The organism is Clostridium akagii DSM 12554, from assembly GCF_000686725.1.
Taxonomy (GTDB): domain Bacteria; phylum Bacillota; class Clostridia; order Clostridiales; family Clostridiaceae; genus Clostridium_I; species Clostridium_I akagii.
Map to the genome: position 1 here is coordinate 13,704 of NZ_JMLK01000011.1, position 15,504 is coordinate 29,207.

The following is a 15,504-nucleotide window of genomic DNA, read 5'->3' on the forward strand; positions in this document are numbered from 1 at the left end:
ACAGACATTTATAACTGTAAATGAAATCAATAAAATTGATATAACTATATATAAATTGAAAATATTTGATTCAGTGTGCAAAAATATAAGATGAAAAGGAGTCATTATAAATGAGCTTCAAGCAAAACACATCTAACAGTTATAGAAGGACAAGCAAAGATGGCGGAAACAAATATGATAAATTCAAATCATTCAAGTTTCACATAGGTATAAAAAGTTTAACAATAAAATTAATTCCTATTGTTCTTATTATTATATCTATTAGTTTATATGAGAATTTATATAGTATAAAATATAATGACTTAATAAGTAATGTTGATCTGAAGAATAAAATTAAAATATTAGAAAAAAGCAAATCAGATTTTAAATATAGCATTTATGGTTATGCTGATTCTGATAATTATAGATATGCATTACTTTTAATTAATGATAAAAATTTAGGTGTAATTCAATTAAAAAAAGGAATCAACAATAAATATAAAATAGTAAAAATTGAAATCAATAATTCAGATAGAACAGAAATTGGGCCTATTGGTATTGAGAGCCCAAGTGAGTATGGAGGCTATTTGATTTATGGTAGTAACGTTAAACATTTAACTATGAGCACATCGATTACTATAGATAATCAAATAATAATAGAAAGTAAAGTTCCATATGGCGATTATTTTATATCTTTCTTGAAAGTTTATTCTTCTAACAATAAATTAAATATATTAACAGATTTCAACTTATGGGATAAAGATCATAACCGTGTAAATAATTATTATCATCAAGGTAATTCTTCAATATCATGTTCTGAAGATAGTAAAGCAACTTATTATTTGATATTTATATGTATTATTATTGCATTGTGTTTAATATTTATAAATATTTTCAAATTATTAGATTGGTGTAGACAACAAAAAAAGGACTGTTCATAGCGATTTTAAAAATCGCTAATGGGATAGCCCCTTTCCATATACTGCAATCATTCTATAGTTTTATACAGTAGAAGTTATTTAAACTAGTGCTCCACTAAAGAAACTTATAGTAGCTTTTGCTATAACACTAAAGTGCGCAGTAATATTATTGAAGACTTCTTTATCAACAAGCTTTACTATAAAATCTTGTATTGATTTTAAAATGCCCATAAAGAAGGCTGTTGTTTTCTATTTCTCAGAAATATTTTTAACGGATTTTTTGTAATTGTTTCCCCAGTCAGTTAAAACTTCAAAGATAGGCTTCAAGGTTTCACCAATCTCACTCAAACTATATTCAACTTTGAAAGGGATTTCTTCAGCATATGTTTTTCTGTTTAGAATACCATCCTCCTCTAAAGAACGAAGATTTTCAGTTAGTACTTTTTTACTAATGTTGTCTATACCGTTTAATAAATCAGTAAATCGCTGTGGACCTGCCAAAAGGTTCCTTAATATCAATAATTTCCACTTATTACCGATAATGGCAACAGCAGTTGCTACAGGGCATTGTGGCAAGTTTTTATTAACAACCATAGTATATCTCCTTTCATGTCATAGATTACAAAAAGGTAACAAGGACACATTAAAGTGCCGTATTTACTAAATTAATACATATAGTTATTATATAAGTAGAGGAAGGATAAAGCAACTGAAAATTAGTGTTTATGAAAACCTCAAAAATCCAATAAAGACATGGAGGTGACATTATGATTAAACTTAATATGTTAGATGCATGGTCAGGAATGAGCAAATTCTTTGGGAAAAGAAGTGCACAGAGTTATTTAAATTCTGGTAACGTTACATTCGCAGTAAGCGGTGGTTGTGGTTCAGCTTGTGGAGCAGGTGATGGTGATAGTAAACCTAAACCTAAACCAGAGGAAAATCCAGATCCAAAACCAACTGCATGCAGTTCTGCATGTGGTGCTGGTGACAAATAACAACTAGTAAAGCAAAGAAGATGTGGTGTCCTCGATTTTGTCAGAAATTTCTGAATCGGGGGCATTATAATATAAAGAATAGAATAGCCATCTGCTAGTTATAAGCTGGTGGTTTAAATAAATTTTAAATTAATAAGAAAGGTAAGTGAATGATATGGAACAGTATTTGGCATTTCAATGGCATATTACGGATAGCTGTGACCAACGTTGTCAGCATTGTTATATTTTTTCAGAAGACAATGACATTCCTATTATTGAGATGTCTTATGAGAAAATGGAGCATGTATTGGAAAATTGTATGGATATGTGTAAAAAATTAAATCGAATCCCGTATTTCTATATTACAGGTGGTGATCCCATTTTGCATAAAGATTTTTGGACATTTATGGAGATGTTAAAATTCCATAATGTTTCCTTTGGATTATTAGGGAATCCATTCCATCTTAATGATGAAATTTGCAAAAAATTAAGATATTATGGATGTGATAAGTATCAGCTTTCCATCGATGGAATGAGAAATAACCATGATTCTATTCGAAAGCCTGGATCATTTGATACTACCATAGAGAAAATTAAATGTATCCGCAATGAAGGAATTAAGTGTGTAGTTATGACAACTGTGTCCAAAATAAATATTGCAGAGATACCACAAATAATTGATCTTGTGGCTCACCATCATGTTGATATATTTGCTTTTGCAAGGTATTGTCCTACAAGCCTTGAAAAAAGCACACATATTGAATCTAATGAATATAAGGAATTACTTGAGATTTGCTGGGAAAAGTTTAAAGAATATAAGGATTCTGGTACAACATTTAATTTGAAAGATCATTTATGGACACTATTTCTCTATGAAAAAGGATTATTTACTATACCAGAAGGTTTGGATGATAATAAAATTTATGATGGATGTAACTGTGCAAATTGTCATATGACAATTCTACCTAATGGTGATGTTTATGCTTGTAGACGTATGGAAAGTTTAATTGGAAATGCTTTTTCAGAAAGTATGCAGGATATTTTTTTAGGTGAAAAGATGGATAAATATAGACAATATGATAAGTTTGAGAAATGTTCAAAATGTGAATTGTTAAGATTTTGTCGCGGATGTCCTGCTGTAGCATATGGGTATACACACAATGCTTATGCAGCTGATCCTCAGTGCTGGAAAGAAATATAAGTTTGTGAAATAATATTGAAGGGGAAGTGAATGCTATGAAGGCGGTAATTCTTGAAAAAACCTGCACAGCTAAAGAACTGACGGTAAGTAATGTACCTATTCCCAAAGTGAAACCAGGATGGGTGTTAGTTAAAATAAAAGCGTTTGGTATTAATCGTTCTGAGTTAATAATGAGAAGCGTTGAAGGTGATGCCGGTTATATAAGTTTACCGAGAATACTTGGAATAGAATGCGTCGGAGAAATATCAGATTCATCTGATAGTGAATTCAAAAAAGGACAGCATGTGGTTGCTTTGATGGGTGGTATGGGACGCAGCTTTGATGGTGGATATGCTGAATACGCCTTACTTCCCCAAAAGAATGTATTCACAGTAGAAACTGACATGAGTTGGGAAGAACTTGCGGCAGTGCCAGAAACATATTTTACAGTATATGGTTCACTGTTTCACTGTCTGCAAATAGAATCTTCTGATACACTGCTTATTCGTGGGGGGACAAGTGCAGCTGGATTGGTGGCAATACAACTAGCTAAATGTATTGGAAGTGTTGTACTAGCTACAACAAGAAAATCAGAAAATCTTGAGATATTAAAGCAACATGGTGCTGACTATGCACTTATTGATGATGGAACTATACTAGAGCAGCTCCATTATGTTTATCCAGATGGTGTAACGAAAGTATTAGAATTTATAGGTCCATCAACTTTAAAAGAATCTATGAAATGTCTTTCTAATCATGGAGTTATTTGTATTACAGGGATTTTGGGAGGAGCAATGGACAATTTTGACCCAATTAAGGACATTATTAATGGAATTTATCTATGCTCTTTTTTTAGTAATTATCCAACACAGAAAAGTATAGACGATATTTTTTGTTATATTAAAAAATACAACCTAAAACCACCAATCGCAAAGGTATTTTCACTTAAAGATGTAGCAAGTGCTCATCTTTTGTTGGAAAATAATATGGCAATGGGTAAGGTAGTGGTTTTAGTTGATTAAGGGAGTTTCTATGAAAAATTATCAAGAACGTATTAAAGAAGCAAGCGAAGCTGTAAGATCTGCAGAATACATTTTGATTGGTGCGGGTGCAGGACTATCAGATGCTGCAGGACTTAAATATTCAGGCAAAAGATTTACTGACAGATTTCCTGATTTTATAAAAAAATATCATATGAAAGATTTGTATACTTCTAGCTTCTACAACTTTGGCACAATGGAAGAAAAATGGGCATATTGGTCAAGGCACATAGCGCTTAATCGGTTCGAAACACCTGCTACCGAGCTGTATAAGAAGTTATACAAGCTGGTACAGCAAAAAAAACATTTTGTTCTCACAACAAATGTGGAGCATCAGTTTAGCAAAGCTGGATTCCAGGATGAAAAAATATTTGCAACACAGGGAGATTACGGATATATTCAATGTGCGGTGGGATGCCACTCAAAGCTTTATGATGATGAAAACCTTGTTGAAGATATGCTTAGGCAGACAAAAGACTGTAAGATTCCCTTAGAACTTGTACCAAAATGTCCTGTTTGTGGTGGTGAAATGGATGTAAACATACGAAAGGATGAACACTTTATTCAAGATGAAGCGTGGTATAATGCACGTGATAATTACAACACTTTTGTAGAAAAAATTGAGGGAAAAAAAGTTGTATTATTGGAGCTTGGTGTAGGATTTAATACACCTGGTATCATACGTTTTCCTTTTGAGCAGATGACATATAAAAATTCTAATGCAACGATAATCAGACTAAATAGGGATTATCCAGATGGATTGACTGAAAATAAAAATCAAACTATTGCATTTGATGAAGATATAATGGAAGTAATAAGTATTTTATGATAATAAATATATGACACGACAAGAAGGTTATAAGTAAGTATAATTAATTATGTGTAGAATATAGTTAAAATGATAGTAACAATACGATTACATAGCATGAGGATAGGAAGAGAGGAGATTATTGGAGAATTAGTTTATCACTTTTACCTAAATGTGATTGGCAGTTGTTTCTAATATTTTATATAAAGTGTATAAAAATATTGAATTCTTTGAAAAAGGAGAATCTAGAAAATGAAAGCAGTTGTATTAAAAAAAGCATGTACAGCACAAGAATTAGTTGTAAGTGAAGTGCCAATACCTCAAGTGAAACCAGGTTGGGTATTGGTAAAGATAAAAGCTTTCGGGATAAATCGATCGGAGATATTTACTAGACGAGGGGATTCCCCATCTGTTAAATTACCCCGAATTATTGGAATAGAATGTGTAGGGGAAATTGAAAATCCATCTGATAGTTTTTATGAAAAAGGACAGCGGGTTGTTTCTCTGATGGGCGATCTTGGACGTGAATTTGATGGGAGTTATGCGGAATATGCCCTTATTCCATCAAATCAGGTTTACCCTATTAACAATGATATGGAATGGGAAGAATTGGCCGCAATTCCTGAAATGTATTATACTGCTTATGCATCTCTGTTCTATTCTCTACGTCTTACCAAAGGAGATACTTTACTAATACGTGGAGGCACCAGTTCTGTGGGGTTAGCTGCGTTGCAACTTGCTAAGAGCGTGGGCGCAACTGTTATTTCCACTACAAGAAACAAAAACAAGCAGGAATTTTTAAAGCAACAGGGTGCGGATTTTGTATTATTGGAAGGCACAAATTTATCACACCAACTCTTGTTGATTTTCCCAAAAGGTGTAAATAAAGTCTTAGAGCTAGTGGGTACGGTTACATTAAAAAATTCACTTGGGTTGGTTTCAGAAAACGGAATTTTATGTATGACAGGTATTTTAGCTGGCGAATGGCAAATGGAACGATTTGAACCATTAGTAGATATTCCCACTGGAGTTTACTTTACCACGTTTACAAGTACGCCGGTGAAAGAAAAAATACTGGTTGAAATATTCAACCATATTCAACAGTATAAAATTAAAGTGCCTATTGCACAAGTTTTTTCATTGGATGATATCCAAAAGGCACACATCTTGATGGAAAGCAATGAGGCTAATGGAAAAATTGTTGTTACTAATTCTTTATAAAACCATGCTTAGAACTCATATTTGAAGATTTAAAGTAAAAAGCATTTAACAGTGTTTTGATAAAGACAAAACGGAGGCAATAAGAACTTTATGATAATAAATACAGGATGCAGGACGGATATTCCTGCCTATTTTAGCAAGTGGTTTTTTAACAGGATTAAAGATGGATATGTTTATGTGAGAAATCCTTATTATAAGAATCAGGTTATGAAATACAAACTGACACCTGATGTAGTGGATTGTCTGTCTTTCTGCACGAAAAATCCGGGACCGATGTTACCTAGAATTCATGAACTTGATGAATTTGGGCAGTTCTGGTTTGTAACAATTACACCTTATGGAAAAGAAATTGAGCCCTATGTGCCACCTAAGGAAAAAGTAATGGAAGATTTTAAAAAGCTTTCAACACTTATTGGAGCAGAAAAGGTAGGATGGCGATATGATCCAATTTTTATTACAAATAAATATACATTAAGAAATCATATAGAAAACTTTGAAAAAATGGCGTATGAACTGTCGGGTTATACTCATGACTGTGTTATTAGTTTCATCGATTTGTATGAGAAGACAAAGCGTAATTTTCCAGGAGTTAATGAAGTGACAGCGGAAGAACGTTGTAAAGTCGCAAAAGAATTCGTAGAAATAGGAAAAAAACACCATATTAAAATTAAAACCTGTTTTGAAGGACAGGAGCTGTCAAAGTATGGTGTTGATTGTAGCGGCTGTGTCACGAAACCAATAATTGAACGTGCAATAGGTAGCAACCTAAAAATCCACACAAAAAAATCTACCAGAGGTGGTTGCAATTGCTTGATTGGAAATGATATTGGAGTATACAATACATGTGGGCACGGTTGTGTTTATTGCTATGCAAACTATGACAAAAAAACAGTATTAGATAACATGAAGAAGTATAATCCAAACTCACCATTTTTGATTGGTGGAAATATGGAGGGTGATATAGTAAAAGATGCTAGACAAGAAAGTTTTATTGATGGTCAAATGACATTGTTCTAATATTGATTTTTGAATGAAGGTGTTTATGTTATGAATCAATCAGAAAGAATACTCTTTTTAACAGATGAATTAAGGAATGAGGATTATAGATATAAAGATTTGAAAATTCCAGACTCTTATTTGGAACAGGATAGACTACTCCGCTCACTTATGAATGTGAGAATGCCTAAAAAAACCAGTGAAGAATTTCTACTTGTCCAAGATGAGTTTCTATTGAATGTAGCCATGCAGAAAGGCATTGTAAAGCACACGGATATACCAACTATAGCAGATGAATTTCCATTATCAACTTTGCCATTTAAAGAAAAAATGTCAATATGGCAGGGAGATATAACAAGATTAGAAGTAGATGCAATTGTAAATGCAGCTAATTCACAGATGCTTGGTTGCTTTTCACCATGCCACAGCTGTATTGATAATGCAATACATTCAGCAGCTGGAATACAGCTTAGAGATGAATGTTTTCATATAATGAATCGGCTAGGACATGAAGAAAAAACAGGTATGGCAAAAATAACAAATGCCTATAATTTGCCATGCAAACGTGTGATACATACTGTGGGGCCGATTGTAAGATTTGGATTAACAAAAGAACTGGAAGAAAATTTACAATCTTGTTACCTATCGTGCTTAGAGTGTGCAGTTTCAAATGAAGTCAGAACTATAGCATTTTGCTGTATATCTACAGGCGAGTACAATTTCCCAAATGACAAAGCTACTGAAATTGCAATAGAAACAGTAATACAATTTTTAAGTGAAAATCAAGTAAAAATAGACAGAGTTATATTTAACGTATTTAAGGATTTGGATAATAGAATTTATAGAAATTTCGCAAGTTTATAATTGAAAAAGTTCAAATGATAGTGCTGGCAAAATTATATTATTAAAAAATGGGAGCTTTAAAAAACTCCTATTTTTTTATTCTGCATACATATTATATGAAGATTTATTTTATTATTTAGTAATCGTCTAGCACGTGAATGGGTAATGCTTAATAATTTGGACAATTGTAACATGAATCAAACAATCTGCATATTTTATTTATGATTAGAAATTTTAGCACATATGAGCATTGGAGAAATTGCTAACATTCAGGATGTAGTAAAAAATACAATAGCGGGTATAAAAGGGGTTGGAGGAGTACAAACACTAGGTAAATGTAGAGAAGAATATCCAAAGTCTATATTTGTTAGATAAACTTAGCCTCAAGGCTTTATTTGCCGTGAGGGTTATTTTATTTAGAATAAATTGACCTTGACAAGTTGTACCCATTACTGATAAAATTGAATGTTTATTTGACAGGGATGAGTTTTTGATGTATAATGTAAATGTGGAAAGAGGGTGTTTCATGTGGAAAAAGTGAACGTTTTAGATTCCATCAAGAGAAATATTGAAGAACATCTGGGACAGAAAGTAGTATTAAAAGCGAATAGCGGCAGGAAAAGGGTAGTTGTTAACAATGGCGTCATTGAGAAGACATATCCCAGCATATTTGTTGTTAGATTAGAATCTGGTACCCAAAGGAAAGTGACATATAGTTATTCAGATGTATTAACTAAGACAGTACAGTTGGATTTCGCAGTATAAAAAAAATGTTATCGAATATATATTCGATAACATTTTTTAATTATCATAGAATATATTAAAGTGAAGATGAGATATATTTCATTTTAATTTTGTCAATAACTTAAAAAAGGCATATTCAATAGTACATATCCATATATATTATACTAGGTATTTTATAGGAGGGAATAACATGGCTATAGAACTTGTGAAGGAAAATATAGAGTATGAACAGTTTCTAGGAAAGAATACTGCCGATACTGTTGTAAAGGAAGAATATATCATACCAGATACTGAACCGGATGTATTAAAAATACTTTTGGTAGATGCAAAACCTACAATACTCAGCAAAGAAGTTATGCAGGACAAGGTTTATTTGGAGGGTCAATTAGAATTTGATGTTTTATATTTAGGAAAAGTAGATGATAGGACAGAAGTTTGCGGAGTAACCTACTCTGCTAAATTTTCAAATTATGTAGAGCTTGAAGGTGCAGTGCACAAAATGCCGTCAAATGCAGAAGCTGATGTAGAGCATATCAGTTGCGTGGCAGTTAATGAAAGAAAAATAGCAGTGGAAGGTATAATTAAATTAAAGTCAGAGGTTTATTCTAAAAACGAATTGCACATAGTTAAGGATGTTGATGGACTAAAGGATGTACAATTTTTAAAAAATTCAACTTCTATTGATAAGACCATTTCTAATAATAGCACAAATTTAATAGCGAAGACTAATATTCAAATTCCCATGGATAAACCGCAAATATTAAACATATTAAAATGTGATATAAATATTCATAAAAAACAAATAAAATTGCTAGAAGGTAAAGTGCAAATTGAAGCTTTTGCAAAATTTAATATTTTGTACAAGGCAAAAGATACGGGAGATGTGGTTCATCTTTCTGATGACGTACTTTTAGAACAAGAAATTGATGCAGAAGATGTAAATAGTTCAATGAGTTCCTATGCTGATTTTAATATTGACGCTGCAGAATATAATATTAGAGATGATGATTTAGGGGAAAGTAGGCTTCTTGATATTGAGGCATTGATAAAGGTTGATATTAAAATTGAAAGTAAATTAGACATTGAAGTTATCGAAGATGCTTATTCACCAGAACTTAATATTCAGATAGAAAAGCAGGATTACAAATTGAACTTAGTATATGGGCAGTCAAACATTGAAAGTATTGTAAAGGAAAATATTGATGTTAATAAAGAAAATGGACTTCCAACAGAAGTAGTTTTAATAATTGGAAAGGTTTCAATAACAGATAAAAAACTTGTGGAGGATAAGGTTTTAATTGAGGGAATAGTTAAAGCCTCTGTTATATATAAAACTGATAATGAAGAAAATAATATTTATGCTTTCGAAGAGGATATACCGTTTAATGTAACTAATGAAATACTTGGTTCTAAAATTGAGATGATTTCTAGTGCCAAGGTATGTTTAGAAGGTATAGAAGGTGTGGTGGAAGCAGGAACTATTGCAGTTAAGGCCATAGTATCAATTTATGTTAAAGTAAATTATAATGCACATAAAGATTTTCTTGTAAATATAGAGCCTTTAGAGGGCGCTAAACCAGAAAAGAAAGCTAGTATAACTATATATGCCATTCAGGCAGGAGATACCCTATGGAAGATAGCAAAGATGTATTTCACAACAATAGAGGATATAGTTAGAATAAATAATATAGAAAATCCTGATTATATTTTGCCAGGACAAAAGCTAATAATACCGGGCAGAGCTGTTGTGTAAGTAACAAGTGGCAGGCGGTAAGTTTTCATAATTATTGAGAATGTTTATAGATTTGTTGTGCAAATTTATAGACATTCTATTTTTTAGTTTTTACATAAAAACTGCACATATAAATTGTTTTTTGGTATAATGTCTTTGTAGTTTATAAATAGTAACTAAATGTACACATAAAATTACATTATATTATACAAAAATAAAGTGTAAACTCTTAAATCGGATACCAAGGGGGCATTATTTTGTTTAACAGTAATAACGCTGCAAATATACAAAAGGCAAACATTTTGAGTCAGGCATTGCCTTACATACAAGAGTACAATGGTAAGACTATTGTGATAAAGTATGGTGGAAATGCAATGATAAATGAAGAATTAAAGGATACAGTTATTAAAGATATAGTTTTATTAAATTATGTTGGAATTAAAGTGGTGGTTGTTCATGGTGGAGGACCAGATATTAACGATTTTTTAGCTAAAATAGGTAAAAAAAGCGAATTTGTAAATGGACTAAGAGTAACAGATGAAGAAACTATGGAAGTGGTTCAAATGGTACTTGCGGGAAAAGTAAATAAAGATATAGTATCATTAATTGATAAGAATGGTGGAAAAGCAGTAGGTTTATGTGGAATAGATGCCAATCTTTTAAAAGCGAAAAAACTTGAAATAAGTAGTGGGGAAGATATAGGTTATGTGGGAGACATAGTTGAGGTAAATGACGATATTATTAGGCATTGCTTAAATGGTGGATATATTCCGGTTATTTCAACGGTGGCTCTTGGTCAAACAGATGGAAAAACATATAATGTTAATGCGGATTTAGCAGCATCTAAAATAAGCGTTAAATTAAAAGCTGAAAAATTTGTTTTAATAACTGATGTACCAGGACTTTTAAAGGATCAAAAGGATGAGACTTCTCTTATATCAGAACTTAAAGTAGAAGAAATACCAAAGTTAATTGAGGAAAATATAATTACTGGTGGAATGATTCCTAAAATAAATTGTTGCAAAGAAGCAGTTGACGGAGGCGTTCATAAAACTCATATTATAGATGGGAGAGTTCCACATTCTCTTTTATTAGAGGTATTTTCCCATGAAGGTGTAGGAACAATGATTTTATAGTAAATTAATTGATTTTATTTTAAATTATTTTGGAGGAAAAAATATGTTATTAAAGGCTTATGCGAAAATTAACATATCATTAGATATAGTTGGTAAAAGAGAAGATGAGTATCACTTATTAAAGATGATTATGCAATCAATAGATTTATATGATGTAATACAATTCAATAAGGCTTCCAAAGGTATAAATATAACTTGTAACAAGCAGTATGTACCAACAGATGAGAGAAATATTGCATACCGAGTGGCAAAACTTTTTATGGACACTTACAATATTAATGAAGGTATACAAATTGATATTATAAAAAACATTCCAGTAGCAGCAGGACTGGCAGGGGGAAGTACTGATGGTGCTGCGGTACTAAGAGGTATGAGGAAACTCTTTAAAATTGCAACATCCGATAAAAAGCTTATGGAACTGGGAGTTGAAATAGGTTCAGATATACCTTATTGTATTGTAGGAGGTACTGCATTATGTGAGGGTATAGGGGAAAAAATACTTAGCTTAAAGCATTTTAAAAATAAAATATTAGTTTTAGTAAAGCCAAATTTTGGTGTATCTACTAAGGAGGTTTACAAGAATTTTGATTTAACAAAAGTTTATAGGCATCCTCATACTGAAGATCTAATAAGGGCTATGGATAAGGAAGACCTAAAATATGTAAGCAACAATATGAGGAATTTACTTGAAAATGTTACTTTAAAAAAATATCCTGTACTAAAAGAAATTAAAGCAGAAATGATAAAATATGGAGCTTTGGGTTCTATGATGAGTGGAAGCGGACCTACTGTCTTTGCTTTTTTTGAGGATATGTTAACAGCTCAAAATTGTTTTTCACACATGAAAGAAAGTTATGATGAAGTATATATAACAAGGACTATATAATACGTAAATAATGGACATATTAGCATGTTTTGAAATAAACAACCAATACAATTAATTTTCAGGGCCTGTCTAAAGGTGAGTTGAATTATTCTTTTTATGACAGAGCTTTTTAATTTTATTTGCGAATTGGTATTAATAATTTTTCACCCATAATAATGGAGTCATTTATATTATTCTTATATTTTATAATTGCCGCAGTTCTCCAAGGATTGCACTCTGGCAAAAATCTCTGAGAAATTCCAAGTAAAGTATCTTCGCACTGTACGATATACAACACATATTCAGCTCTAAAATATATGTAAAATTCATATATTGTAATTGAGGCCATTATAAAAAAGAATGTTAAAGCTATTATGCATGAAATTGCTAGGAAAGTTGAAAAAAGTCCATGATCTCTTAATATGGTAAAAAAAACCCCGGATTCTAATAGGGTAAAACACCAAAAAGCAACTATTATGATGCGTTTCTCTTCTAATGTCTTCGGATAATTTAAGTGTAATAAATCTTTCATTTTAGACACCTCTAAAAATATCATTAACATTTACTACAAAATTTATACAAATTGGGAATAAAATTTTATTAAAAAGGTTTATAGATATTACCCACATATGTGAATATAAAAACAATATATGTCAATAATTAGAAATAGAGTATGTGGGGGGGAGATAAAATGAAAAGAATTTTAGCATTTATAGTTATTTTTTTAATTGTATTGCTAATGCTAGGATACGACAATAATGGTGAACGTAATGTTAGTAGTAATCAGCAAAGCATAGCAAATAAGATAATTAGATTTCATGTTTTAGCAAATAGTGATTCTAATGATGACCAAGCACTAAAACTAAAAGTTAGGGACAAGGTGTTAGCTTTTATATCGCCTAAGATGAGTAAAAGCACTAGCGTTAATGAATCAAAGCAATTGCTTTTAAAATATAACAATGACATAAATAGCATAGCTCAGAAGGTGGTTAGGCAAAATGGATATAATTATGGAGTCACAACAGAACTCAGTAAAGACTATTTTCCTATAAAAACCTATGGAGCGATAACATTACCAGAAGGTAAATATGATGCATATAGAATATTAATTGGGTCAGCAAAAGGTCATAATTGGTGGTGTGTAATGTTTCCACCACTATGTTTTACTGATATAACAAAGGGCAATGTTGAAGTGGAAAAAACGCAAAATGAAATGAAAAAAGTGCTTACAAAAGAAGAATATGATATGGTTGATAATTCAAAGGGAACCGGCAACAAGATAGTAGTAAGATTTAAGATAGTAGATTTAATTGAAGGCCTTGCTAAAAAATTAAGGGTTAAAATTTAAAAGTTATTTAAATGTGTGATGAAAAATGATAATATTATATATATAACATAATTGTTAGAAATTACAATTATGGATTGGAGGCAGGAGCGTGCTAAATAAATATAAATTTCTACCTACAAAAGAACAAAGTATTACAAGAATAATTGTAAGTATATTTTTCATGGTCCTAGGAGTATTTTGTGTAATACTATTCAATAAAGCTGTTGGAATTATAATCATCTTAACTTCAAGTTGTATTATTTGCTTATATTTATACTATCTTATTTTCATGAATAAAGGTCTATCGTCAATTGAGGTAAAGATAATCATAGAGAAGCAGAAAAGCAGTTGTTAGGTTCCAGATACCAAACACTAAATACCAGAAAAATGATATTTTTTTGTATGTTGATTCTTCTGCTGAGCAGAAAATCACCGTCACCTGGAACCTGGTATTTGGAAACTGCTTTTTAGTCTTTCTTTGTAACAGCGATTTCTCTCTTTTTAATAAGCACATTTATTAAATTAAAAATATCTCTTCCACAGCTTGGCTTTGAATACTTTCTACAGTTCTCTTTCATTTCTTGAAGCTGCTTTGGTGAGGACATTAGATTTTCTATTATTTCTTTACAATTAGTTCCATCCTCTAAAGTTATGGCAAGTTTATGTCTTAGCAAAAATTCCTCATTCTTTTTTTCTTGACCTGGAATTGCAGAGAAAAGTGCAAGAGGTACATTGCAAATTAGAGCTTCTGTAATAGTAAGACCACCAGGTTTTGTGATAAGAAGATCACTACATTGCATATACTTGTTTATATTTTTTGAAAATCCTAATATGCTTGTAGTAACAGTGGAATGTTCTTTTAAATTCATAAGTTGAGAATATAATTTTTTATTGCTTCCTGCAATGACGATTATTTGTACATTGGTAGTAAGTTTTGAAAGCTGAGAATATACCCTAGCAATTTTACCTATTCCAAGGCTACCACCCATAATCATAATTGTCTTTTTAAGAGGGTCTAGATTTAGTTCTGCTAGTATTTGACTTTTGTCATATTTAAGAAAAAAATCCGAACTAACAGGTATACCAAAATCAAAAACAGAGTCTTTGTCTACTCCTCGTAAGGTCATCTCCTCTTTCATATCACTATTAGAAACTATATATGAATCAACCTTTGGATGTATCCAAGTATTATGTGGAGCATAATCCGTAAGTATACAAATCATAGGTATATTAAGCTTCTTCTTTTGTTTTAATATTGAAACCATCTGTGTTGGAAATGGATGGGTACAGATTATTATATCTGGTTTATAATTATCAATGATTGGTAATAATTTATAAGCCATAAGCTCATTAAATTTATTTGTAACAGAATTCAAACCTTCATCTTTTTCAGTAAATTTATATATTTTCCCAAAAATAGACGGAGTCATTTTTACTGTTTGCAAATAGCTACCAATTATCAATTTATCAAGTAGTGGATTTATATATTTTATTGTATCCAATATTTCAATATCTGAAGTTGGTTCAAATTGCATGATATAATTTTTTAGTGCAAGTGATGCCTGTATATGGCCGCCACCTGCTGATACTGAAAGTATTAAAGCTCGCATCACATTCACCTTTCAATTAAAATTAACTGTAACAATACTATTTAATTATACACTATAAGGCACTTAAATGCAGAATAACTTATTTAAATATAGAATTCATGAATCAATATATATTTAATATATATT

General features: G+C 31.3%; 18 protein-coding genes. 15 read left to right on the forward strand and 3 right to left on the reverse strand.

Features of this window, described 5'->3' with window-relative positions; translation table 11 throughout:
* The first annotated feature begins 110 nt into the window (after positions 1-110).
* The gene (locus tag BR66_RS0105800; protein WP_026882066.1) at positions 111-920 is read left to right on the forward strand and encodes a hypothetical protein; all 810 of its coding nucleotides are present in this window, start codon (positions 111-113) and stop codon (positions 918-920) included.
* Between the two features lie 228 nt (positions 921-1,148).
* On the opposite strand, the gene BR66_RS0105805 is transcribed toward BR66_RS0105800, so the two are convergent.
* The gene (locus BR66_RS0105805) at positions 1,149-1,493 is read right to left on the reverse strand and encodes a winged helix-turn-helix transcriptional regulator (RefSeq protein ID WP_026882067.1); all 345 of its coding nucleotides are present in this window, start codon (positions 1,491-1,493) and stop codon (positions 1,149-1,151) included.
* Positions 1,494-1,666: 173 nt separating this feature from the next.
* On the opposite strand from BR66_RS0105805, the gene acgA reads away from it, so the two are divergent.
* The 12 genes from acgA (at position 1,667) to ispE (ending at position 12,462) form a co-directional block, all read left to right on the forward strand.
* On the forward strand, positions 1,667-1,897 hold the full coding sequence (gene acgA, locus BR66_RS23230) for an ACGX-repeat peptide (protein WP_035795599.1): 231 nt from the start codon (positions 1,667-1,669) through the stop codon (positions 1,895-1,897).
* A gap of 154 nt (positions 1,898-2,051) precedes the next feature.
* Positions 2,052-3,077 (forward strand): radical SAM/SPASM domain protein, ACGX system, encoded by a 1,026-nt coding sequence (gene acgM, locus BR66_RS0105815; protein ID WP_026882068.1) that lies wholly within the window; start codon positions 2,052-2,054, stop codon positions 3,075-3,077.
* A 35-nt stretch (positions 3,078-3,112) separates the two neighbouring features.
* A complete protein-coding gene (locus BR66_RS0105820) occupies positions 3,113-4,078 on the forward strand; it encodes a zinc-binding dehydrogenase (protein WP_026882069.1) in 966 nt (321 codons plus the stop codon).
* 10 nt (positions 4,079-4,088) lie between these two features.
* Complete coding sequence (locus BR66_RS0105825; protein WP_026882070.1) at positions 4,089-4,925, forward strand: SIR2 family NAD-dependent protein deacylase; 837 nt, start codon at positions 4,089-4,091, stop codon at positions 4,923-4,925.
* A 231-nt stretch (positions 4,926-5,156) separates the two neighbouring features.
* On the forward strand, positions 5,157-6,125 hold the full coding sequence (locus tag BR66_RS0105830) for a zinc-binding alcohol dehydrogenase family protein (RefSeq protein ID WP_026882071.1): 969 nt from the start codon (positions 5,157-5,159) through the stop codon (positions 6,123-6,125).
* 90 nt (positions 6,126-6,215) lie between these two features.
* Positions 6,216-7,142, forward strand: a complete 927-nt coding sequence (locus BR66_RS0105835) for a DUF1848 domain-containing protein (protein WP_026882072.1) — start codon at positions 6,216-6,218, stop codon at positions 7,140-7,142.
* A 30-nt stretch (positions 7,143-7,172) separates the two neighbouring features.
* Complete coding sequence (locus BR66_RS0105840) at positions 7,173-7,985, forward strand: protein-ADP-ribose hydrolase (protein WP_026882073.1); 813 nt, start codon at positions 7,173-7,175, stop codon at positions 7,983-7,985.
* Positions 7,986-8,207: 222 nt separating this feature from the next.
* On the forward strand, positions 8,208-8,339 hold the full coding sequence (locus tag BR66_RS25105; protein WP_084156360.1) for a sporulation peptidase YabG: 132 nt from the start codon (positions 8,208-8,210) through the stop codon (positions 8,337-8,339).
* A gap of 153 nt (positions 8,340-8,492) precedes the next feature.
* Entirely contained in the window at positions 8,493-8,729 is a 237-nt protein-coding gene (locus tag BR66_RS0105850; RefSeq protein ID WP_026882074.1) for a Veg family protein, read from the forward strand.
* Positions 8,730-8,898: 169 nt separating this feature from the next.
* Complete coding sequence (locus BR66_RS0105855) at positions 8,899-10,461, forward strand: DUF3794 and LysM peptidoglycan-binding domain-containing protein (RefSeq protein ID WP_026882075.1); 1,563 nt, start codon at positions 8,899-8,901, stop codon at positions 10,459-10,461.
* A 236-nt stretch (positions 10,462-10,697) separates the two neighbouring features.
* Positions 10,698-11,576: an acetylglutamate kinase gene (gene argB / locus BR66_RS0105860; RefSeq protein ID WP_026882076.1), complete on the forward strand. Its 879-nt coding sequence runs from the start codon at positions 10,698-10,700 to the stop codon at positions 11,574-11,576.
* Between the two features lie 43 nt (positions 11,577-11,619).
* The gene (gene ispE, locus BR66_RS0105865) at positions 11,620-12,462 is read left to right on the forward strand and encodes a 4-(cytidine 5'-diphospho)-2-C-methyl-D-erythritol kinase (protein WP_026882077.1); all 843 of its coding nucleotides are present in this window, start codon (positions 11,620-11,622) and stop codon (positions 12,460-12,462) included.
* 115 nt (positions 12,463-12,577) lie between these two features.
* On the opposite strand, the gene BR66_RS0105870 is transcribed toward ispE, so the two are convergent.
* Positions 12,578-12,973, reverse strand: coding sequence for a hypothetical protein (locus BR66_RS0105870; protein WP_026882078.1), 396 nt, complete (start codon positions 12,971-12,973; stop codon positions 12,578-12,580).
* A 159-nt stretch (positions 12,974-13,132) separates the two neighbouring features.
* Here BR66_RS0105870 and spoIIR point away from each other — a divergent pair, with 159 nt between their 5' ends.
* Positions 13,133-13,789 (forward strand): stage II sporulation protein R, encoded by a 657-nt coding sequence (gene spoIIR, locus BR66_RS0105875; RefSeq protein ID WP_026882079.1) that lies wholly within the window; start codon positions 13,133-13,135, stop codon positions 13,787-13,789.
* Between the two features lie 88 nt (positions 13,790-13,877).
* Positions 13,878-14,123, forward strand: a complete 246-nt coding sequence (locus BR66_RS0105880; RefSeq protein WP_026882080.1) for a hypothetical protein — start codon at positions 13,878-13,880, stop codon at positions 14,121-14,123.
* A 112-nt stretch (positions 14,124-14,235) separates the two neighbouring features.
* On the opposite strand, the gene BR66_RS0105885 is transcribed toward BR66_RS0105880, so the two are convergent.
* Entirely contained in the window at positions 14,236-15,378 is a 1,143-nt protein-coding gene (locus BR66_RS0105885) for an MGDG synthase family glycosyltransferase (protein ID WP_026882081.1), read from the reverse strand.
* Positions 15,379-15,504: the final 126 nt, after the last annotated feature.